Below are 19,651 nucleotides of genomic sequence, written 5' to 3' on the forward strand. Positions count from 1 at the left end.
GTCTCCGGGGATCGGATATCACGATGAGCGACAAGAAGGCCAGCAACGCGATGTGGGGCGGACGTTTTGCCTCGGGCCCCACCGCCATCATGGAAGCCATCAACGCCTCGATCTCCTTCGACAGGAAGCTTTATGCACAGGACATCGCCGGTTCACTGGCACACAGCGAGATGCTGGCTGGACAGGGCATTATTTCGGCGGCGGACCAGAAGAAGATCGCCGGCGGGCTGAAGAAGATTCTGGCCGAGATCGAGGCGGGCACTTTCGAGTTCTCCACTCGGCTGGAAGACATCCATATGAATGTCGAGTCGCGACTGGCCGAATTGATCGGCCCGGCAGCCGGCCGCCTGCACACGGCACGCTCGCGCAACGACCAGGTGGCGGTGGATTTCCGTCTGTGGGTAAAGGCGGAGCTGCTGCGCACGGCCGAAGCGCTGAAGAAGCTGATCGCAGCGTTTCTCGACAGGGCGCAGGAACATGCCGCGACCGTGATGCCGGGCTTTACGCACATGCAGGCAGCGCAGCCGGTGACCTTCGGCCACCACTGCATGGCCTATGTCGAGATGTTCGGCCGCGACCTCTCACGCGTGCGCGATGCAATCGAACGCATGAACGAAAGCCCGCTGGGCGCGGCCGCCCTTGCCGGCACCGGTTTCCCAATCGACCGCCACCGGACCGCAAAGGCGCTCGGTTTCCGCGAGCCGACGCGCAACTCGCTGGACAGCGTCAGCGACCGCGACTTCGCGCTGGAGTTCCTGTCGATCGCGGCGATTTGCGCCACACATCTGTCGCGGCTGGCCGAAGAGATCGTCATCTGGTCGACGCCGCAATTCGCCTTCGTGCGGCTGTCAGACAGCTATTCCACCGGCTCATCGATCATGCCGCAGAAGAAGAACCCCGACGCGGCCGAACTGATCCGCGCCAAGACGGGTCGCGTGAATGGCCACCTGATCGGGCTGCTTACGGTGATGAAGGGCCTGCCGTTGACCTATTCGAAGGATATGCAGGAAGACAAGGAAGCGGTGTTCGACGCCGCCGAGACGCTGGAACTGATGCTGGCGGCAATGGCCGGCATGGTGGCCGACATGACGGTGAATGCCGAGGCAATGAACCGCGCCGCGGGCTCGGGCTATGCGACGGCGACAGATCTTGCCGACTGGCTGGTGCGCGAGGCCGGCCTGCCCTTCCGCGACGCGCACCACGTCACCGGCAAGGCCGTAGCAATGGCCGAGGCGAAAAAGGTCGGGCTGGAGGAACTGCCGCTGACAGAATTGCAGAAGCTTAACCCGGCGATCACGGCGGATGTCTTTTCAGTGCTGACGGTGGAGAAATCGGTGCAGAGCCGCACCTCGTTCGGCGGCACCGCGCCACAGGAGGTGAAGAAGCAGATACGCTATTGGAAGAAGCGGCTGGCGAAAGCGTGAGTGGTTCCGCCAAAAAGCGACTTCGCAGATGTGTGCGGAAAAACCGGTTTCCAGCCTTCGCGGACATGCGCTACAAGCGGCGGACGGATTTTCAGGGATGATGGATCGATGACGGGCAGGCTCTTTTCGGCACTGGTGGTTCTGGCCGCACTCGGCGTGGTGGCGGGCTGCGGCCGCAAATCGGATCTCGACACGCCCTACCAGGCCGCCGTCGATGCCCGCAAGGAAGCCGAGAAGGCGAAACAGCCGCTGCCGCCGGAGCCGACGCCGCCGGTGAAGGACAAGCGCTTCATCCTCGATGGCCTGATCGAATAGCTTTCCCGCTGCCGGAACTAATCCCGTGAACCATTTCGACTACCGCGACGGCGTGCTGTTCGCCGAAGACGTGGCCCTGCCGGAGATCGCTGCGGCCGTCGGCACGCCGTTCTACTGCTATTCGACGGCGACGCTGACGCGGCACTACACCGTCTTTGCCAAAGCCTTTAAGGGCCTCGATGCCCTGGTCTGCTATGCGCTGAAGGCCAATTCCAACCAGGCGGTGCTGAAGACTCTGGCCAAGCTCGGGGCGGGCGCCGACGTCGTCTCGGAAGGCGAATTGCGGCGCGCGCGCGCTGCCGGCGTTCCACCGCACAAGATTGTGTTCTCCGGCGTCGGCAAGACGGCGCGTGAAATGGATTTTGCGCTCGCAGCCGGCATCCATTGCTTCAACATCGAATCCGAACCGGAGCTGGAAATGCTGTCCGCGCGCGCCGTCGCCGCGGGCAAGGTCGCGCCGGTATCGCTGCGCATCAACCCCGATGTCGACGCCAAGACGCACAAGAAGATTTCCACCGGCAAGGCCGAAAACAAGTTCGGCGTGCCGTGGCAGCGGGCGCGCGACGTCTACCGCCGGATGGCCGAACTGCCGGGCATCAAAGCGGTCGGCATCGACACCCATATCGGCAGCCAGATCACTGAGCTGCAGCCTTATGACGACGCCTACAGGCTGCTCGCCGAACTCGCAGGGACGCTGCGCGCCGATGGCCATGCCATCGAGCATATCGATCTCGGCGGCGGACTTGGAATTCCCTACAGGACTGACAACAACCCGCCGCCATTGCCCGATGCCTATGCGGCGATCGTCAAGAAGCACGTTTCGAAGCTCGGGCTGAAGGTGATCTTCGAGCCGGGCCGGCTGCTCGTCGGCAACGCCGGCATCCTTGTCTCGGAAGTCATCTACGTGAAGGAAGGCGAGGCGAAGAACTTCGTCATCGTCGACGTGGCGATGAACGACCTGATCCGGCCGACACTCTACGACGCCTTTCACGACATCAGGCCGGTGGTGCAGCCGCCTGCCGACGCGCCACGACTGACCGCCGACATCGTCGGGCCGATCTGCGAAAGCGGCGACTATCTCGGTCATGACCGCGAACTGCCGAAACTGAAAAGCGGCGACCTGATCGCCGTGTCGACGGCGGGCGCTTACGGCGCCGTGCAGTCGGGCACATACAACACGCGGCTCCTCATCCCCGAAGTGCTGGTCAACGGCGACCGTTTTGCCGTAGTCCGGCGGCGCCAGACTTACGAAGAGTTGATCGGGCTGGATTCCTTGCCGGACTGGCTTTGACAGTGCACGAGGTGAGTAAATGCCGACCGAGTTCCAGATCACCAGAGAGAGCATCGCCGGTACCGAGGCACTGATCCGCTCGCATGTCAGGCACACGCCTGTACTGCGTGCCGACATGGTCGATTTCGGCCGCCCTGCGCTGACGGTCGACCTCAAGCTCGAGTGCCTCCAGCATTCCGGTTCGTTCAAGGCACGCGGCGCCTTCGCCAATTTGCTGACGCGGGAGATACCAAATGCCGGTGTCGTCGCCGCCTCGGGCGGCAATCACGGGGCGGCGGTTGCCTACGCCGCGATGCGGCTCGGCGTGCCGGCGACGATCTTCGTGCCGAGCGTATCGCCGAAGGCGAAGACCGACCGCATCCGCAGCTATGGCGCCGAACTTGTGATCGGCGGCGACCGCTACGCCGAAGCATTGGCTGCCAGCGAGGAATTCGCGGAAAAATCAGGTGCCCTACAGATTCACGCCTTCAACCAGCCGGAAACACTGCTTGGGCAAGGTACGTTGGGCATGGAGATCGAGGCCGACCTGCCCGACATCGACACGCTGCTTGTGGCGGTTGGCGGCGGCGGGCTGATCGGCGGCATCGCCGGCTGGTTTGCCGGGCGCGTCCGCATCGTCGCCGTCGAACCCGACGGCGCCCCTACATTGCATGACGCGCTCGCCGCGGGCGAACCGGTCGACGCGCCGGCGGGAAGCATTGCCGCGGACTCGCTGGCGCCGAAGCGCGTCGGCACGCTGATGTTTCCGGTGGCGCAGGCGTTCGTCGAACGATCCGTGCTGGTGAGCGACGACGACATCGCTGCGGCACAGGCCGCCCTCTGGGACAGTGTGCGGGTCGTCAGCGAACCGGGCGGCGCCGCCGCATTCGCAGCGCTGCTTTCTGGAAAATATGCGCCCGCCCCAGGCGAACGCGTCGCCGTTCTGGTCTGCGGCGCCAACACGACAGCGGTGAAATTCGAATAGGACGTTGGGCTGCCTCGCCGCCACTTGCGGCAAGGCAGGTGCCTTGCGGATTAGAATGACAGCGTCGCCGCACCGTCCTTGATCTCGGCGTGCATGGCGCTCGCACCGACGATGACGACGCCGTCGAGCAGGTCGGCCTGCTCGTAGCCTCGCGATTTTACGCAGGGCGGACAGGCCCAGATGACGCCTCCCCGCTTCTGGAAGTCCTCGATCAGTCCGGCGAGCGGCTCCAGCGGCGCGACCTGCGTCAGGCGCTGGCCACCGCGGCGAACGAGATCGATCGCGGTGCTTGTCAGGAAGATCGATACTTTCAGTCCGGCGGTCAGGCCGCCATTGGCGATGGTCAGGGCGACGGAAGACAGTTCCGATTCGATGCCCTTGGTGACAACCACCACCAATTTATCAGTTCCTGCTTGCATGATATCCTCCAGTTTTCTTGCGATGTCCGTTCAATACAGCGACCGAGGGAGCAGCGTCTTTGGCCGGAGTGCCGAAAGAGTTGATCGAAAGTCCGGAACGCGCAGGGGCCGCCACGCCCGCGGACAACGACGTCCTGTCTGCCGTGCTGGGCACGATTAGGCTCTCCGGATCGCTGCAGTTCTGTTTCATGCCAACCGGTGCCTGGCAGACGGACGCAGCACCGTCACTCGCGGCGATGGCCCCAAGCGCTACCAACTCGATGCCCTTTCACATCGTGGTGGAGGGAGCCTGCTGGCTGAAAATGGATGGCGCGGAGGTTGCGCTTTCGGCCGGTGACATCGTCGCGTTCCCGTTCGGCACCGGCCATCAGCTCGGCGCCGGCAACGACGGCAGGCTGGTGACGCCGGTTCGGGACCTGCCGCCGAAGCCCTGGCGGGAAATCCCGGTCCTCCACTATGGAGACGAACCGCAAAGGGTGCGGTTGCTGTGCGGCTATCTGCATTGCGACGCGTTGAATTTCCGCCCCCTCAGGAACGCGCTGCCGCAACTCGTCTGCGTCAGGACAAAGGGGGCGGATGAAGCCCGCTGGCTCGCCGCGGCGATCGGCCAGATGGTGGCAGAGGTGGACAGGCCGCGCACCGGTGGACTTTCGATGCTGGAGCGGCTGACGGAAATCATATTCATCGAGCTGTTGCGGCATCAGATCGTCGCCGCGAGGCCCGGAGCGACCGGATGGCTCGCGGCGTTGGCTGAGCCATCGCTGGGGAGGTGCCTTTCCCTTATCCACGACAACCCCGGGCGCGATTGGTCGCTGCAGGCCCTTTCAGCTGCTTGCGGGCTATCGCGCAGCACACTCGCCGAACGTTTCGAGACGATACTTGACACATCGCCGATGCGCTATCTGCGCGAATGGCGGCTTTATCTCGCCGGGATCGAACTCGGCACGACCGCCAGGTCAATCGCCGCGATCGCGCATGCCGCGGGATACGGTACCGAGGCAGCTTTCAACCGCGCATTTTCGCGCGCCCATGGCATTCCGCCGGCGGCATGGCGGCAGAACGCCAGGCGGAGCTAGGCTCCTACCGGCTAGCGGGACGGTCTCCCTCAAGGCAATTCCCCGCCGAATCCTGGGATTCCGAACCGATCGCAGAGTTCACGTTTTTGTCACCCGCCTCGCCTTTGCCGTGTTTGCTGCTATTCTTCGAGTCGTGGAGGCGACGCCATCCTGCGTTGTCTGTCTGGAAAGGCCGATGAACGAAACACCGACCGTCAGCACCACACGCGGATTTGCCGGACGGCTGAAGCGCACGCGTCTTGTGACGCGGGCGGCTGTGATGCTTGAGCGGCTGTGGCCGCTGGCATTGCCGGTGGTGGTTGTGGTCAGCCTGTTCCTGTCCCTTTCGTGGCTCGGCCTGTTCCGTATCGTGCCTGATACGGCGCGGCTTGCACTTGCCGTTCTATTCGCCGCCGGCGCCATCGTTGCGCTCTATCCGCTGCGCTTCTTCCGCCGTCCCACGGCAGAGGAGATCGACCGCCGTATCGAGCGCGCCAACGAATTGCAGCATACGCCGGTGCTGGTCCAGACTGACAGGTTAACCGGCAAGGACGACAGTTTCGGCCAGGCGCTCTGGCAAGAGCATCAGCGCCGCATGGCCGAAAAGCTCGGCCGTGTGAGCGGCGACCTGCCGCGCACCTCGGTGCCGGAACGCGACCCCTGGGCGTTGCGCGCCGTCGCTGCCCTGCTGCTTGTCGCGGCTTTCGCCTTTTCGCTGGGGCCGCTCGGCGGCAGCGTCACCGACGCATTCAGGGCACACGCCGCGCGCGACGCGGTTCCCGCACGTATCGATGCCTGGGTGACGCCGCCGGCCTACACCGGCAAGGCGCCGGTATTCCTGACTGCGGACGCAACACAGGCGGCACCGGTCTACACCGTTCCGGAAGGCAGTGACGTGGCCTTGCGCGTAACCGGCGGATCCGGCGAGGAGACGCTCGGCTACACCGACATGAATGGCAACACGCGCGACCTGACGCCCAATGCACCGGCACAGCAGCAGGCCAAGCCGGCGAATTCCCCCGATGCGCCCGGCGCGCCACGCCAGTTTGCCGGCAAGCTCAACACCGACGGCGTCCTGGCGCTGAAGTCGGGCGAGCAGGAGGTCGCCAAATGGTCATTCTCGGTAATCCCCGACAGGGCACCTGAAATCCGTTTCGCCGGCGAGCCGAAACGTGCCGTTAACGGCACCTTTGAATTGAACTACGAAATCGTCGACGACTACGGCGCAGCCTCCGGCGGGACGGAATTCGTTCTCGACGAGTCGCCGAAGCCGGGCGCACGCCCTCTCTACGCCGCGCCTGAAATGCCACTGACCCTGCCGCGCAGGGGTGCCGAGAACGGCGCGGCGAAAGCGACGCGCGACCTGACCGAGCATGTGTGGGCCGGCGCAAAAGTGAAGCTGACGTTGAAGGCGACCGACGATGCCGGTCATGAGGCAAGCAGCGAGACCAAGACGATCACCCTGCCCGAGAAGCCATTCTCCAACCCGCTCGCCAAGGCGGTGGTAGAGCAGCGGCAGATCCTGGCGCTGGACGCCAACCGCAAGCCGCACGTGCTCGACCTGATGGATGCCATCACGCTGCGGCCCGAGGACACGTTCGACAACATGTCGCATTATCTGGCGATCATGAGCGCGCGGACCCGGCTGCGCATGGCGCGCAGTGACGACGACCTACGCGGGGTCGTCAGCTATCTCTGGGAAGTCGCGCTCGGCATCGAGGAGGGCGATCTCTCCGCCGCCGAGAAGCGGCTTCGCCAGGCCCAGGAAGCCTTGAAGCAGGCGCTCGAAGACGGCGCCAGCGACGAGGAAATCGACAAGCTGATGAATGAGCTTCGCCAGGCGATGAACGAATTCCTGCGCGAGTTCGCCGAGCGCGCGCGGCAGAACCCGAACATGGCGCAGCAGATGCCGCCGAACAGCGAGATGATGCGCGAGAGCGACCTGCAGCGCATGCTCGACCAGATCGAGAATCTCGCGAAATCGGGTTCGCGCGACCAGGCGCAGGAGCTGCTGTCGCAGCTTCAGGACATGATGAACAACCTGCAAGCCGCACGCCCGCAGCAAGGCCAGCAGGGCCAGAACGGCCAGCAGAGCGAGATGCGCGAGCAGATGGACAAGCTGGGCGAGATCATGCGGCGCCAGCAGGAGATGATGAACGAGACGTTCCGCATGGACCAGATGCAGCGCGGGCAGCGCCAGCGCGGCGATCAGCAGGGGCAAGAAGGACAGGAAGGTCAGCAGGGTCAGCAAGGGCAAGGCCAGCAACCCGGCCAGCAGGGCCAGCCGATGTCGCCCGAGGAATTCGCCGAGGCGATGAAGCAGTTGCAGGAAGGCCAGGGCAAGCTGCAGGGCGATCTGGGCGACCTGATGAAAGGCCTCGAAGGCATGGGCATCCAGCCCGGCGAAGGTTTCGGCGAGGCCGGCGAAGCTATGGGCGATGCGGGCGATGCCCTTGGCGAGGGACAGGGCGAGCGGGCCGTCGGCGACCAGGGACGCGCGCTGGAGGCGTTGCGCCGTGGCGCCCAGGACATGATGCAGCAGATGCAGCAGGCCATGCAGGGCGATCAGGGCGGTTCCGAACAGGGTGGCCGCCAGCAGAATGCGGACCGCGACCCGCTCGGCCGTCCGCGCGCCACGACCGGTCCGGATTTCGGCAACTCGGTTAAGGTGCCGGACGAGATCGACGTGCAGCGCGCCCGCCAGATCCTCGACGCCATTCGCAAGCGGCTTGGCAATGCGCTGAGCCCGGCACTCGAAAAAGACTATCTCGAGCGACTGCTCGAATTGCGGTAGCAACCCGCCGGAATCCTAACTGCTCGTAAACCATAAGCGCCTGAAACCGGCGATTTTTACGGCGCGCAATTGTTCCGTAAGCCTGACCTGCTACGCGAAAGGTGGAGAACCACGAGGCGCGGTGATGGCGGACGATGCAGCGATTGCAACGGCAGGTGCCGACGGTGGCTTGCTGACCGTCAGCGAAGCGCATGCGTTGGTCGACGTCGCAAACGGCGCCAATGCGTCCTTGCGAACCTTGCTCGATTGGGTCGAAAACTACCTGATGGCAGGTCATCCGGACCTCGGCCGGACCGGCGCCGTGTGCCCATTCACCAAGCAGGCGGCCAAGATCGACACCGTGCGCATGGGCATCTCTCAGGCAGCGCCGCAGGATGAGGAAAAGGCCTTCGTGCTGATCCGCGACGGGTTTGCCGAACTGGAAAAGATCCCAAGCAAACCGGCGATGCGCCATTTTCGCACGGTGATCGTCGGTTTTCCCGGATGCAACAGCGAGGCCGGCGTCGCCATGCTGAAACGGGTGCAGCGAAGGTTGCGCTTCTACTCGCTGCGGCGCGGCAAAATGATCGGCATGATGCACGCCACTTCTGAGGATCCCGGCTTGTGGAACCCCGATTTCCGCCCGCTGCGGTCGCCGCTGCCGGTGCTGGCGATCCGGCATATGGTTGAGCAGGACGCGCCATTCGCGGCCAAGCATCCGCCGCTGATGGTGGCGTATCTGTTGAGGTTCCCGCTGGCGGGAGCAAAACGACTCGTCGCCTACATGCGGGCCGGTGGCTGAACCATGAACAGCCCGGCAAGGTTGGCTGTGGCCGGACAAGCCCCTGCCCCCGACGGACAGCTTGCCGGCCTCGACATTGCCGTGGTCACGAGCGCCGAGGGCTTCGTCGCGCTGAGCAATGAATGGACCGCTTTGTTCGAGCGTGCCGCCGAACCCGCACAAGTCTTTCAAAGCTTCGTCTTTCTCGATCATTGGGCCCGGCACTATCTGGACGAGCGAACGTCGCTTTCCATCGTCACAGGCCGCAAGGGCGGCAGACTGGTGATGGCGTGGCCGCTGGTGCGACGCAAACAGGCAGGGGCAGACACCCTGGCCTTCATGGGCGCGCCGGTGGCGCAGTTCGGCGACCTTTTGATCGACAAGGGCCTGGAGACCGAGGACTGGCTTCGAGCCGGCTGGGCTGCCGTGCGGAGCCTGGGCGCCGATCTGTTCGAGGCTCGCAAGGTGCGCGCGGATTCCGCCTTTTTCCGCTGCCCAATCGAAGACCGCACTATCGCTTTCGACCACCAGGAAGCACCATTCGCTGATCTTGTCCGACGCGTTGGCGTCGATGGGCCGGGCAAAGCTTATTCAGCGAAGGAACGCTCCAACCAGCGCCGTCATCTGCGGCGCCTTGGCGAGCGGGGCGAGATCGCCTTCCATCACCATGATCCGGGATCGCGAGCCGCCGAACTCGCGGTGCAGGCTGTGGCGCTCAAGCGGGAGTGGCTGAGCCGCAGTTCGATCCTGTCGCCGACGGTTAGCGATCCGCGCTTCGAGGCCTTCTTCCGCGATATCGCCGCCGACGCGCAAAACGGTTCGCCGCTGCGTGTCTCGGTCATCGAATGCGACGGGAAGCCGGCCGGCATCGATCTTTCTTTCGACTGCAAGGGACACACCTTCGGTCACGTTCTCGCCAGCGATCCCGGCTACGAGCGCGAGGGCGTCGGCGCCGTCCTGGTGCACCAGGTGTTCGCCAACGCACGCCAGCGCGGCAACACGACATTCGACCTGCTGGCGCCGGCCGATCCCTACAAATTGCATCATGCCGACGGATCGACACCCGTACAGGATATCGTGGTGCCGTTCACCGCGAGAGGCCGCCTGTTTGCGGAGCTTGTGCTGCGGCGGCTGAAGCCAACGATGAAAGCGGCCGCGCGGTTATTGCCCGCGCAACTGCTCCGATCAGTCGCATCGCGTCTCCAGGCCTAACGGCAGCGCGCTCTATTTCCGGACGGCGGTGACTTCGATCTCGACAAGCCAGCTCGGATTGACCAGTGCGGCAACCTGCATCGCCGAGCGCGCTGGCAGATTGGGCTGCGCTTCGGTGCCGAAGAACTGGGTGTAGCCCTTCATGAAACCGGCGAAATCCATCTTGCCGTCCATCTTCGGGTCGCCGACCAGGAAGACCTGCATCTTGACTACGTCGCCCATTGTCAGGCCGAGATCCTTGAGGGTTGCCTCGATCGACTTCAGCACGCCTACGGTCTGGGTCTCGGTATTGCCGAAAGCTTCGGGGCTGCCCTCGGCGGCAGCCTGATCGGCAACCGGCGGCACGGCGCCGCTGACATAGACCGTAGTCAGGCCCGATGGAACTTCGACGGCGCGAGCGATCGGGAAATTGGAGCCCGGCGTCGCATGACGCACGACCTCACCCGCCGCGGGTTTTTCCTGCGCGGTCGCAATCGCCGCGGAAAGCAACGCGACCGACATTGCGGCTGCGGACAGAAGATTTTTCGGGATCATGTCATTCCTCGCATTTCACCGTGGTTCGCGCCCCCGCACAGAACACGGCTCCACCGCACGTCGAAACCGGCGAGCCATCGGGCATCAATCAGGGGCGTGCCGCCTGCACGTCCTCGACCGTCACCGCGTCGGTATAGTTGTTACCGAAATGCGTGCGGATGTAGTTGACCACCGCCGCCACCTGCTCATCGTCGAGATAGGAGCCGAGCGGCGGCATCGCCTTCTGGCCGCTGATCACCATGAAGACAGGATAGGCACCCGCCTCGAGGTTCTCATTCTTGGCGAGTGCGGGATATTTTCCGGCGCCAACCGCGCCGACACCCTCCGGCATATGGCAGCCCTGGCAGATCGCGGCATAGATGGCTGCCCCGTCGCGAGGTTCAATCTTCACCGCGTCGCCGAAGCCGGTGGAATCCGACGACTGCGCCAAGGCATGGCTTGCGGCGAGCACCGCTACCGCGGCAGACGCGGCTAACGAGATGATCCGGTTCATGTCCAAATCCTCCATGTATCGATCCGTGCTTACCCGCTGACCACGCGTTGATGGAGACGGCCGATGGCATCGAGAGACGAAAGGATCGCCCCCTCCATCCAGGCTGGAATGTAGGAGATATGCTCGCCGGCCATGGCGATGCGGCCGTCGATCGAGCTTGCGGCCTGGTAATGCTCCTTGCGCTTTTCTTCGGTCCACTCGCCATAACAGCCGAGCGTCCACGGGACGCGGTGCCAGCCGACGGAAACGCCGTTGTCGAATTCATCCTTGTATTGCGGATGGATCTGCGCGCCATATTCCAGCGCCTTCTGGACCCTCTGCTCGGGCGGCAGCGAGGTGAACTCGTAGGCCCAGGCTTCCCAGGAATAGGCGCCGAGCAGCACGCCCTTGCCGGGACTGTGATAGTCGGTGCTTGGATAGGAGATCAACGTGTTGGGCAGGTCGGTGAAGCTGATGCCGCCATAGATGTGCTCGTCCTCTTCCCAGAAACGACGCTTGAACTGCAGGCCGACCTTGACCGCGGCGGCGTAAGGCAGGTTCTCGATCGCAGCCTTCATCTCGGGCGACACCTTGATCTCGATCTGGCTGAGGATGGAGAACGGCACGGTGCAGATGCACCAGTCGGCGGTTGCCGTCTGCGGCTCGCCGCCCTTCTGCGAATCCTCGTAGCGGACGGTGACGCTCTTGTCGTCCTGGTCGATGGAGATGATCTTCGAATTGTAGCGGATCATCTCGCCTACTTCGCGCTCGAACGCCTTGGCGATCATGTCCATGCCGCCCACCGGCTGCAGCATCGTGGTCTGGTATTCGTAGAGGTTGCCGATGCTGAGATTGCTCCACAAGCCGGACTGCACGATATCCGTCAGGCCGATCGGCTGCGACGGCTTGGCGATCGGCATCTGGCCGCCGCCGGGATCGACTTCGAAGCCGCGCCGCTCACTGCTGTGGTCGCCGGCGACATAAGCGTAGTTCTCGTCGAGGGCTCCCCAGCTTTGCAATGCTTCGAGCAGTTTCTCGCGGTCCTCGGTCGAGACAGTCTGGTCGAGGCCGCCCTGTTTCGTGACCTTCGAGAGAAGCTCCGCGACATGGCCGTTGAAGTCGCTGTTGATGTGACGATAGCGCTGTGGCTTGCCGCCGAACGCCTTGGCCGAGTGCAGGTAGGCGTTGTGGTTGACCTGGACAAAGGCCTCGAGCTTGACGCCGAGCCGCTTGCAATAATCGAGCACCGCATGGTGATGATAAGGAATGCGCCACGGGCCAGGGTTGATGTACAGCCCTTCGTCGAACTCGCAGTCCTGTTCGAAACCGCCGAGTTCGGTGTATTTGTCGCCGCCGCGGATGGTCCAGCAGCGCCCGCCGGCCTTTTCCCGATATTCCAGTATCTGGACCTTGTAACCCACCTTGGCAAGTTCGTAGGCGGCGACCATGCCGGCCAGCCCAGCGCCAAGGATCAGCACCGAGGCCCCCTTCGGGTCTCCGTCCAGCTTGATCGGCCCCTTGTAAGGTGACTCTTCGGCGAAACCGAGGGTTGTCATCGCCTGATACATGGCGGCACTGCCGGCAAGGGTGCCTATCATGGCGAGGAGGTCACGGCGGCTGAGTTGGGAAGTTCCGGAAAGCATCGAACGCACTCCTTCGGTCAGGAACCGAAAGCAGCTTAGTCCCATGCAAGCCGCCCGTCAGGAGTGTAGGGCGTCAATTCGATAAGGCCAGTCGCGTGCCGGCAGCTATGGCAAACGGATGGTAAATGCCGGCTGTACACGCACCAATAACATGCAGAAAGAAAACCGCTTCACTTGGCAAAGAACTTAACATATATAGTCCCGCCACAACCCACGGCTGTTGCTTCCGGATCAACAACTTCGCAGATGGTTCGAGGCGAAAGACACAGTAAAAGGCAGCCGCGACAATAGAAAGACGGATCACAGGACATGACCACCGAAGCTGTCGAAGCCTCCGGCAACAATTTGGATGACGCCGAAAAGGCGAGCCTTGCGATAAAGCGCATCGGTATGATTGCATTGATGGCAATCGGGCTTGGCTTCTTCATGCAAGGATTGATCCTGACTGCGAAGCTTGCCAGCGGCGGATCGTTTCCAAACATCACGTTTCTTGCCGACCTCACGCAGGGTGTCACCTGGTCGTTTCTGGTCTGCAGCGGTGTCGGGATTGCCACGACGCTAGCCAAGGCGCGAGCCGCGCTTGCCGGCATGATTGCCTTCATCTTCGCACCGATCGCCGTGGCAGTGGCAAAAGGAAGCCAGAAGGTGATGGCCGGACTGCTCAACGCCGCGGAGCAGCCAGCCGTGCTGTCATTGGCGACGGTCAGCACCCTGCGTGCCATCGAATATGGGCTGCTGGGTTGGCTGCTCGCCACACTGATCCGCAAGGATGAAAGCCGCGCGTTCCCCTATATCGCAACCGGCATCGCCATCGGCGTCATCTTCGGTGGCACGATCGTCGCCATCTCGTATCAGGTCGCGCTGGGCAAGGGCGTCGTGATGGGCGCTCCGCAATTGGCCGGCAGCCTGGTCAACGAAATCGGCTCGCCGATCGGTTGCGCACTGCTGATCTATATCGGCCAGTTCATCGGCCGTAACGTCAAGATCCTCTCGGCCGCGAAGGCCTAAGTGGGTTACTCAAATAGCCGTAAAATTCTCACTCACGACCGAAAAGCGGCGTCAAATCTTGTGTTGCGCGGAATCCAGCGCGTGATCGCAAGCGGCCCAATGCGGCGAGTTCCATCTTGCCGGATGTTGGCGACAGTTTTTTCCGGGAGCATCGCAGGGGCGTAAAAGACAATTCGTCATCCCAGCAATAGCGCCGCAAGTGCTTGAAAACCGACATTTAGCCGTCAAGCCACATTGCCAGCCATAAATTGCCGATTTCGTCGCGGAAGCCTCCCGGTATCATACTGAAACCAAAAGTGTTCTTTGAAAAACTGCGGCTTTTTCGGTTTGCCGGCGAAGCTGCCTCAAATCGGCCCAGCTCTTCCATTTTTTACGCGCTCCGCTAGCTTCCATGACAGTTCAGTGACAGAAGCGTGACGCTTTCAGTTGGAGTTGAGACCGCCTTGGCGCGACCCGTAGCAAATACAAGTCAGCAGGCATCGCGTTCAGAGCGAGAGGCGCGAAGCGGCCGGCTGCCCTTAGCCCTGAGGATCGCGACCTCGGTGACCATCTCGCTGCTGATCTCGGCCGCGCTCGTTTTTGCCGTCGAAATCGTCGCGCGCGGCTCGTTCGAGAGCACACTGACTTTCCTGCGCGAGCCGCTGCGGCCGGGCTGGACCACCATCGTCTTTTTCGCGCTGCTGCTGACCTGCCTCGACGCACTGCTTGGTCGCGCGCACCTAGCTCTGCTGATTACCGCCCCGCTGGTGCTTGGCGTCGCCTTCATCAGCAAGCAGAAGGCCTACTATCTCGGCGACCCCCTTTATCCGACCGACTTCCTCTATGGCGCGCAGATCATCGAACTGTTGCCGCTGCTGGTGCGCGAAAGACCGTGGACGGCAGTGGCAATTGTTGTCGGCGCGCTGGCTGCCGCAGCGCTGCTGACGGCAGCCTGGATATTCTGGCGTCGCCGTCGTCCGTCGCTGTCCTGGCGTGAGCGCAGTTTGCGACTGGCGCTGGCGCTGCCTGTCCTGGCGTTCTTCGTTTCGATCATGGACTATTCCAACTTCTCCTGGGCGCGAGACCGGCTGCAGATCGTGCCGATGATGTGGGACCAGAAGGAGAATTATGCCTTCAACGGCTTTATGTTCGCCTTCGCGCTCAATCTGCCGATGGCGAATGTAAACGCGCCGGCAGGCTATTCCGCCGATGCGATCCAGCAGGTGCGGACCCCGACCGGTATCGCCACCGTGCCTTCCGAAAAGCCTGACATCATCATCGTGATGAGCGAATCTTTCTGGGATCCCACCCAGCTGCCGGGCGTCAAGATCACCCCAGATCCGATCGAGAACGTCCGGAAGCTCAGTTCCGGTCATATGTTCTCGCCGGAGTTTGGCGGCATGACCGCCAATGTCGAGTTCGAGGCGCTGACCGGCTTCTCAAACGCCTTCCTGCCCTATGGCAGCATTCCCTATCAGCAATATGTGCGCGACAAGATCCCTTCGCTGGCAACCTTCCTGAATGACGAGGGCTATCAGACCCGCGCCATCCACCCATTCACCAAATGGTTCTGGAACCGCGGTGCGGTCTATGACGCGTTCGGCTTCGACAAGTTCATGTCGGAAGAGGATATGCCGACGCTCGGAAAGCGAGGCCCGCTGGTTTCCGATGCGGCGCTGACCGAAGAAATCATCCGCCAGGCAGACAGCAGCCGCGATCCATTCTTCTTCTTCGCGGTGACGTTGCAGAGCCACGGCCCATATGAGCCATACCGCTATGCTGACACGACCCATAAGGTCGAGACCGCGGCAAGCCCGTGGACACGGGAGTCTATCCTTACCTATTCGGAAGGCGCCTCGGACGCCGACAAGGGACTGCAGCGCCTCGTTGACTGGGCGAAGAAGCGGAAGCGCCCGACCGTCATCGCCTTCTTCGGCGACCATCTGCCGCCGCTCGGTCCGGTCTATGTCGATACCGGTTTCATGAAAGAGCCGGTCGCGCCACGCAAGGGTCCGCTGGCGGAGATGAGCCTGCATCACGAGACGCCCCTCGTCATCTGGTCCAACCGCAAGGGACCGGTGAAGAACCTTGGTTCGATCAGCCCGTCCTTCATCCCGCTTCACGTTCTGAAAGCGGCAGGCATCACCCATCCTTACTACACCGGTTTCCTGGGCGAGGTGCGGGATCGCTACCGCGTCGTAGACCGCAATATGCTGGTGACGCCGAAGAACGAGATGACCGAAAACTGGGGTAAAAAGGGCGATCTCGACCCGGTGATCCGCGACTTCCGCTTGCTGCAGTACGACCTGATGTTCGGTGCGCGGCATGGCATGCCGGGCTTCTTCCCTGAACTCGGCGCCAGGGATCCACGCACGAGCTAGGCCAGGTGCGTCGTTCCAGTCGCCAACGCCAAGGGGAGCAAATCAGGCCGGGTCGGTTGGAGATGTCTTTGTTTCTGTCCGACGCTGCGGTGGGCGTGCAACTCAGACGGCATACAGTTCCATAGGCTTGTCGAAGCCCTTCAACTCGTACGCTCTTCCTTCCCCCGCGTTGGTTTCCGCCGGGGCTCGACTGCGAACGGCCCCGGTGACGAGAATACAGCCTGCCTCGGCGACCGACTGGGCGCGGGCCGCGGTATTCACCACAGTGCCGATTGCCGTCAGGTCGCGGTGCGATCGACCAAATTCTCCGAAACTGGTCTGGCCCGAGTCGATGCCAATACCAACGCCAAGTTCACTTCCATCCGCTTCAGCACCCTTAGGAAAATCAAGCTCACGGCCGAGATGGCGACAGCGATGCTGGATGTCGCGCGCAGCCCGCACCGCGCGCTGTGCATGATCGTCGTGGCGAATCGGGAAGTTGAAGATCGCCATGATCGCGTCACCAACGGTCTTGTTGAGCAGTCCGTCATATTCCCAGATAGCCTCGGCGCATTCATCATAAAAAACATCCAGAAGCGATGAGACAGCGGTTGCGGGATGCGATTGCGAAAGCGTCGTATAGCCCCTTAAATCGGCAAAAAGCACCGACACGTCGACATTGATCTGGCGAGCCTTCATCACACGCGTGAACATGAGTTCGCATATTGTACAGGTGTTTGGGTTCATCCGGCTGGGGCGTATGCCAAACGCACGGAATGGTATGGACGCTGGCCCACGCAGAGGCACGGGCAGATGCATCTGCTGCCAGCAGCCCTTGCAAATCATAGATCGGGGAAGCGACATCGCTTATTCTTTCAACGGCAGGCGCCAATTCTAGCACAATCGATTGGAACTCTCTGTCAAAAACGTCTCGTCGGCGCACTGCAGAAAACGAGACCAGTGGGTCCCATAATGTGCCGACATCGCCCGGCGGGTTCGAATCTGCCTGCCTTCGCGGTAACGAGATTGTCCTAGGACGGCTGTCCGGGATCGGTCTCCATCAGCGACTGAAGCCCGCTCATCCCAGCCCACCATGCCGACAGCCCCGGATAGGCGGAAAGAGCAGTCCGGCCATCCTCGGCGGCGGTGAAATAGGCCATCATCGCCGCAAGGTGAATATCGGCGAGCGTCAGTGCGTCACCAGCGAGAAACGGGCTGCCGGAGGCAAGCTTCTCGAGTGCACCAAGGACTGTATGCGATCTAGCGATGCCTTCGGCGATCACGCTTTCATCCGGCACCGTGCCGAGCGCCGCATTGAAGACGCGCGGCGAGAATACCTGGCGCACCATCGGCCAATAACCATAGGAATCGGCGATCGCGATCACCTGGTTCATCCTCGCCCGCTCTTGCGGTCCGCTCGGCTGCAGATGCGGTCCGGCAAAGGCCTCGTCAACGTAGCGGGTGATCGCCGCGGTCTCATAAAGCACGAAATCGCCGTGCTTGAGTGTCGGCACACGGCCGAACGGGTGCAGCGCCAGGTAATCGGATGGAATGATCTTCGCGAATGGATCGATCTCGACATGCGTCCAGCCGATGCCCTTCTCGAGCAACGTCATGCGGACGATACGCAGATAGACGCTGTAGCGATAACCGTAGAGAACGATTTGTGCCGTGGGATCAGGCAAGCGCCCGGACCACTCGATCGCGGATTTCGGCGAGGGTGAACGGCTTCTGCACGACATCCACGATGACGCCGCGCAGATCCTCCGCGCGCTCGCGCTGGTCGGCATAGCCGGTGACCAGCATGATGCGCAGCCCCGGATAGGACGATGCGGCCGCTTTCGCCATCTCGATGCCGTCCATCTCGGGCATGCGGATATCTGAAACGACGAGATCGAAACCGCCGCCCGACGCGCGGATGCAGGCAAGGCCGGCAGCGCCATCGTCGGCAGTTTCGATTGCGTGTCCGGCGCGTTCGAGTGCGCGGGCAGCGAGTGTACGGACGGATTCGTCGTCCTCAACGATCAGGATTTTTGCCATGGCGCGGATACTGGCCGTGATTTCTTGACGATACCTGAACGCGGCCGGCGCTCGGGCGATGTCGGCCCGGCATGCTTACCGGTTTCTTATCAGGCATCGCCCTTGACGATGCCGACGAAGGGCAACTCGCGGAATGCGTGGGCAACATCCATGCCGTAGCCGACGACGAAATAATCGGGGCACTCGAAACCGACGAACTCGGCAGTAAGGTCGGTCTGCCGTCGGGTGTGCTTGTCGAGCAGGACCGCGATGGAGACGCTTCGCGCCCCGCGCGAGAGCATAAGCTCGCGGGTGAATTTCAGCGTCTTTCCCGATTCCAGGATATCGTCGATCAGCAGAACGTCGCGACCGGCGACTTCGTTGTCGATGTCGCGCAGCACCCTGACCTCGCCGCTGGTGGTGCCAGCGCCATAGCTGGAGATGAAGATGAATTCGACCTCCGGCGAAAGGCCGGTGTCGTGCATGGCGCGAATAAGGTCGGCGGCGAAGATGAACGAGCCCTTTAGGATCGAGATGACCAGGAGATCATGGTAGTCGCGCCCGGCGATCTCCTTGGCCAGTTCGAGATTGCGGCGGGCGATGGCCGAGGCCGAAAACAGGACTTCGATGTCCTTGCCGCGAACTACAGGCATGATGGTCTTCCCAGTATTAGCGGCCGAAAGTGACCGAAACGGACTTAACCCCGTTTTTAGGCGCCGGAAGACGGCTCGCAAAGGCGAATCTCTCCCCGGGGGCGACCGTACTGCCCGATGTCCCCAGATTGTATCTGGTGGTGACGTCGTCGTTGCCCATCACTCGGATGTCCAGGGCGGGCATCGGCTGTGGCTTGCCGCCATCGTTCACCGCCTCGCCATCGATGTTCAGCATCATTCGGCCGCCGGACGTGTCGACGCGCGAGCTGACCGAGGCGATGCGCAGGGGCTGTGCCGCTCGCTGCATCGGGCCAGATGCATCCAAGACCAAGGCGTGCCCGCCGGAAAACCAGAAAGCCGCGGCGGCGAGAGCGAGACCGGCTGTCCAGAAGAACGGTCCGCCGCGAACCGAACCGAAAGCCAGGCGGCCTTCCCGCCGTTTACGCAATATGTCCATGCCGGCCGTCGCACCAGGCTCCGGCTTCGGAACCGCGGAAGGCAGCACCGCTGTCACGGACTTGCCGGTTTCGCGATCGACTGTTTCGAATTCGGCGTCGACGATATCGAAACGCGGCGCGCGGCGCGCCGAAGCATCCCCGGCAGACGCCGTGGCCATGATTTCGCCGGAAACCAAGCGTGCCTTGCGCGCGTCAGCCATGCGGGCCGAGTCATCCTTTCGAATCCCCGCTTTCGGGGGTAAACCGAAATGGTTAATGCTTCGCGACCGAAACGCGCCTTCCGGCATGGTC

The 19,651-nt window shown here is 62.7% G+C and carries 20 protein-coding genes; 10 read left to right on the forward strand and 10 right to left on the reverse strand.

Going from position 1 to position 19,651, the window contains the following annotated elements:
• Positions 1 to 23: 23 nt before the first annotated feature.
• The 4 genes from argH to OHD58_RS01560 all read left to right on the forward strand — a co-directional run bounded on the left by argH (position 24) and on the right by OHD58_RS01560 (position 3,994).
• On the forward strand, positions 24 to 1,424 hold the full coding sequence (argH, locus tag OHD58_RS01545) for an argininosuccinate lyase (protein WP_263801284.1): 1,401 nt from the start codon (positions 24 to 26) through the stop codon (positions 1,422 to 1,424).
• Between the two features lie 108 nt (positions 1,425 to 1,532).
• Positions 1,533 to 1,739 carry a lipoprotein gene (locus OHD58_RS01550; protein WP_263801285.1) on the forward strand — a complete coding sequence of 69 codons (207 nt, stop codon included), beginning with the start codon at positions 1,533 to 1,535 and terminating at the stop codon, positions 1,737 to 1,739.
• A 25-nt stretch (positions 1,740 to 1,764) separates the two neighbouring features.
• Positions 1,765 to 3,030: a diaminopimelate decarboxylase gene (gene lysA, locus OHD58_RS01555; RefSeq protein ID WP_263801286.1), complete on the forward strand. Its 1,266-nt coding sequence runs from the start codon at positions 1,765 to 1,767 to the stop codon at positions 3,028 to 3,030.
• 19 nt (positions 3,031 to 3,049) lie between these two features.
• Complete coding sequence (locus OHD58_RS01560) at positions 3,050 to 3,994, forward strand: threonine/serine dehydratase (protein ID WP_263801287.1); 945 nt, start codon at positions 3,050 to 3,052, stop codon at positions 3,992 to 3,994.
• Between the two features lie 50 nt (positions 3,995 to 4,044).
• On the opposite strand, the gene OHD58_RS01565 is transcribed toward OHD58_RS01560, so the two are convergent.
• A complete protein-coding gene (locus OHD58_RS01565) occupies positions 4,045 to 4,413 on the reverse strand; it encodes a DsrE family protein (protein WP_263801288.1) in 369 nt (122 codons plus the stop codon).
• 68 nt (positions 4,414 to 4,481) lie between these two features.
• Here OHD58_RS01565 and OHD58_RS01570 point away from each other — a divergent pair, with 68 nt between their 5' ends.
• The 4 genes from OHD58_RS01570 (at position 4,482) to OHD58_RS01585 (ending at position 10,234) form a co-directional block, all read left to right on the forward strand.
• The gene (locus OHD58_RS01570; RefSeq protein ID WP_263801584.1) at positions 4,482 to 5,489 is read left to right on the forward strand and encodes an AraC family transcriptional regulator; all 1,008 of its coding nucleotides are present in this window, start codon (positions 4,482 to 4,484) and stop codon (positions 5,487 to 5,489) included.
• Between the two features lie 175 nt (positions 5,490 to 5,664).
• Positions 5,665 to 8,262: a TIGR02302 family protein gene (locus OHD58_RS01575; protein WP_263801289.1), complete on the forward strand. Its 2,598-nt coding sequence runs from the start codon at positions 5,665 to 5,667 to the stop codon at positions 8,260 to 8,262.
• A 124-nt stretch (positions 8,263 to 8,386) separates the two neighbouring features.
• The gene (locus tag OHD58_RS01580; protein ID WP_263801290.1) at positions 8,387 to 9,043 is read left to right on the forward strand and encodes a DUF6875 domain-containing protein; all 657 of its coding nucleotides are present in this window, start codon (positions 8,387 to 8,389) and stop codon (positions 9,041 to 9,043) included.
• Between the two features lie 3 nt (positions 9,044 to 9,046).
• The gene (locus OHD58_RS01585) at positions 9,047 to 10,234 is read left to right on the forward strand and encodes a GNAT family N-acetyltransferase (RefSeq protein ID WP_263801291.1); all 1,188 of its coding nucleotides are present in this window, start codon (positions 9,047 to 9,049) and stop codon (positions 10,232 to 10,234) included.
• A gap of 12 nt (positions 10,235 to 10,246) precedes the next feature.
• Here OHD58_RS01585 and OHD58_RS01590 read toward each other — a convergent pair whose 3' ends face one another.
• The 3 genes from OHD58_RS01590 to OHD58_RS01600 all read right to left on the reverse strand — a co-directional run bounded on the left by OHD58_RS01590 (position 10,247) and on the right by OHD58_RS01600 (position 12,883).
• Positions 10,247 to 10,768, reverse strand: coding sequence for a RidA family protein (locus OHD58_RS01590; protein ID WP_263801292.1), 522 nt, complete (start codon positions 10,766 to 10,768; stop codon positions 10,247 to 10,249).
• An 88-nt stretch (positions 10,769 to 10,856) separates the two neighbouring features.
• Entirely contained in the window at positions 10,857 to 11,261 is a 405-nt protein-coding gene (locus OHD58_RS01595; RefSeq protein WP_263801293.1) for a c-type cytochrome, read from the reverse strand.
• A gap of 29 nt (positions 11,262 to 11,290) precedes the next feature.
• The gene (locus OHD58_RS01600; RefSeq protein ID WP_263801294.1) at positions 11,291 to 12,883 is read right to left on the reverse strand and encodes an NAD(P)/FAD-dependent oxidoreductase; all 1,593 of its coding nucleotides are present in this window, start codon (positions 12,881 to 12,883) and stop codon (positions 11,291 to 11,293) included.
• A 309-nt stretch (positions 12,884 to 13,192) separates the two neighbouring features.
• Here OHD58_RS01600 and OHD58_RS01605 point away from each other — a divergent pair, with 309 nt between their 5' ends.
• On the forward strand, positions 13,193 to 13,891 hold the full coding sequence (locus OHD58_RS01605) for a hypothetical protein (RefSeq protein ID WP_263801295.1): 699 nt from the start codon (positions 13,193 to 13,195) through the stop codon (positions 13,889 to 13,891).
• A 217-nt stretch (positions 13,892 to 14,108) separates the two neighbouring features.
• Here the strand turns inward: OHD58_RS01605 and OHD58_RS01610 are convergent, their stop codons facing one another.
• Positions 14,109 to 14,258, reverse strand: coding sequence for a hypothetical protein (locus tag OHD58_RS01610; protein ID WP_263801296.1), 150 nt, complete (start codon positions 14,256 to 14,258; stop codon positions 14,109 to 14,111).
• A gap of 76 nt (positions 14,259 to 14,334) precedes the next feature.
• On the opposite strand from OHD58_RS01610, the gene OHD58_RS01615 reads away from it, so the two are divergent.
• On the forward strand, positions 14,335 to 16,251 hold the full coding sequence (locus OHD58_RS01615; RefSeq protein WP_412177147.1) for an LTA synthase family protein: 1,917 nt from the start codon (positions 14,335 to 14,337) through the stop codon (positions 16,249 to 16,251).
• Positions 16,252 to 16,353: 102 nt separating this feature from the next.
• On the opposite strand, the gene OHD58_RS01620 is transcribed toward OHD58_RS01615, so the two are convergent.
• The 5 genes from OHD58_RS01620 to OHD58_RS01640 all read right to left on the reverse strand — a co-directional run bounded on the left by OHD58_RS01620 (position 16,354) and on the right by OHD58_RS01640 (position 19,647).
• Positions 16,354 to 17,094 (reverse strand): adenylate/guanylate cyclase domain-containing protein, encoded by a 741-nt coding sequence (locus OHD58_RS01620; protein WP_412177148.1) that lies wholly within the window; start codon positions 17,092 to 17,094, stop codon positions 16,354 to 16,356.
• Positions 17,095 to 17,261: 167 nt separating this feature from the next.
• Positions 17,262 to 17,915, reverse strand: a complete 654-nt coding sequence (locus OHD58_RS01625) for a glutathione S-transferase family protein (RefSeq protein WP_263801299.1) — start codon at positions 17,913 to 17,915, stop codon at positions 17,262 to 17,264.
• Entirely contained in the window at positions 17,908 to 18,270 is a 363-nt protein-coding gene (locus tag OHD58_RS01630; RefSeq protein WP_263801300.1) for a response regulator, read from the reverse strand. The genes OHD58_RS01625 and OHD58_RS01630 overlap by 8 nt, the downstream gene beginning before the upstream one ends.
• An 89-nt stretch (positions 18,271 to 18,359) precedes the next feature.
• Positions 18,360 to 18,902 carry a hypoxanthine phosphoribosyltransferase gene (gene hpt, locus OHD58_RS01635; RefSeq protein ID WP_263801301.1) on the reverse strand — a complete coding sequence of 181 codons (543 nt, stop codon included), beginning with the start codon at positions 18,900 to 18,902 and terminating at the stop codon, positions 18,360 to 18,362.
• Positions 18,903 to 18,918: 16 nt separating this feature from the next.
• The gene (locus tag OHD58_RS01640; protein ID WP_263801302.1) at positions 18,919 to 19,647 is read right to left on the reverse strand and encodes a hypothetical protein; all 729 of its coding nucleotides are present in this window, start codon (positions 19,645 to 19,647) and stop codon (positions 18,919 to 18,921) included.
• Positions 19,648 to 19,651 lie beyond the last annotated feature (4 nt).

The organism is Mesorhizobium sp. ZC-5 (genome assembly GCF_025753855.1).
GTDB lineage: Bacteria > Pseudomonadota > Alphaproteobacteria > Rhizobiales > Rhizobiaceae > Neomesorhizobium.

Excerpts from the sequence above, each read along its gene's own strand:
- argH (WP_263801284.1), top strand. The coding sequence starts at position 24 with ATGAGCGACAAGAAGGCCAGCAACGCGATGTGGGGCGGACGTTTTGCC.
- OHD58_RS01550 (WP_263801285.1), top strand. The coding sequence starts at position 1,533 with ATGACGGGCAGGCTCTTTTCGGCACTGGTGGTTCTGGCCGCACTCGGC.
- OHD58_RS01560 (WP_263801287.1), top strand. The coding sequence starts at position 3,050 with ATGCCGACCGAGTTCCAGATCACCAGAGAGAGCATCGCCGGTACCGAG.
- OHD58_RS01565 (WP_263801288.1), bottom strand. The coding sequence starts at position 4,413 with ATGCAAGCAGGAACTGATAAATTGGTGGTGGTTGTCACCAAGGGCATC.
- OHD58_RS01575 (WP_263801289.1), top strand. The coding sequence starts at position 5,665 with ATGAACGAAACACCGACCGTCAGCACCACACGCGGATTTGCCGGACGG.
- OHD58_RS01580 (WP_263801290.1), top strand. The coding sequence starts at position 8,387 with ATGGCGGACGATGCAGCGATTGCAACGGCAGGTGCCGACGGTGGCTTG.
- OHD58_RS01585 (WP_263801291.1), top strand. The coding sequence starts at position 9,047 with ATGAACAGCCCGGCAAGGTTGGCTGTGGCCGGACAAGCCCCTGCCCCC.
- OHD58_RS01590 (WP_263801292.1), bottom strand. The coding sequence starts at position 10,768 with ATGATCCCGAAAAATCTTCTGTCCGCAGCCGCAATGTCGGTCGCGTTG.
- OHD58_RS01595 (WP_263801293.1), bottom strand. The coding sequence starts at position 11,261 with ATGAACCGGATCATCTCGTTAGCCGCGTCTGCCGCGGTAGCGGTGCTC.
- OHD58_RS01600 (WP_263801294.1), bottom strand. The coding sequence starts at position 12,883 with ATGCTTTCCGGAACTTCCCAACTCAGCCGCCGTGACCTCCTCGCCATG.
- OHD58_RS01605 (WP_263801295.1), top strand. The coding sequence starts at position 13,193 with ATGACCACCGAAGCTGTCGAAGCCTCCGGCAACAATTTGGATGACGCC.
- OHD58_RS01610 (WP_263801296.1), bottom strand. The coding sequence starts at position 14,258 with ATGGAAGAGCTGGGCCGATTTGAGGCAGCTTCGCCGGCAAACCGAAAA.
- OHD58_RS01620 (WP_412177148.1), bottom strand. The coding sequence starts at position 17,094 with ATGTCGCTTCCCCGATCTATGATTTGCAAGGGCTGCTGGCAGCAGATG.
- OHD58_RS01630 (WP_263801300.1), bottom strand. The coding sequence starts at position 18,270 with ATGGCAAAAATCCTGATCGTTGAGGACGACGAATCCGTCCGTACACTC.
- hpt (WP_263801301.1), bottom strand. The coding sequence starts at position 18,902 with ATGCCTGTAGTTCGCGGCAAGGACATCGAAGTCCTGTTTTCGGCCTCG.
- OHD58_RS01640 (WP_263801302.1), bottom strand. The coding sequence starts at position 19,647 with ATGCCGGAAGGCGCGTTTCGGTCGCGAAGCATTAACCATTTCGGTTTA.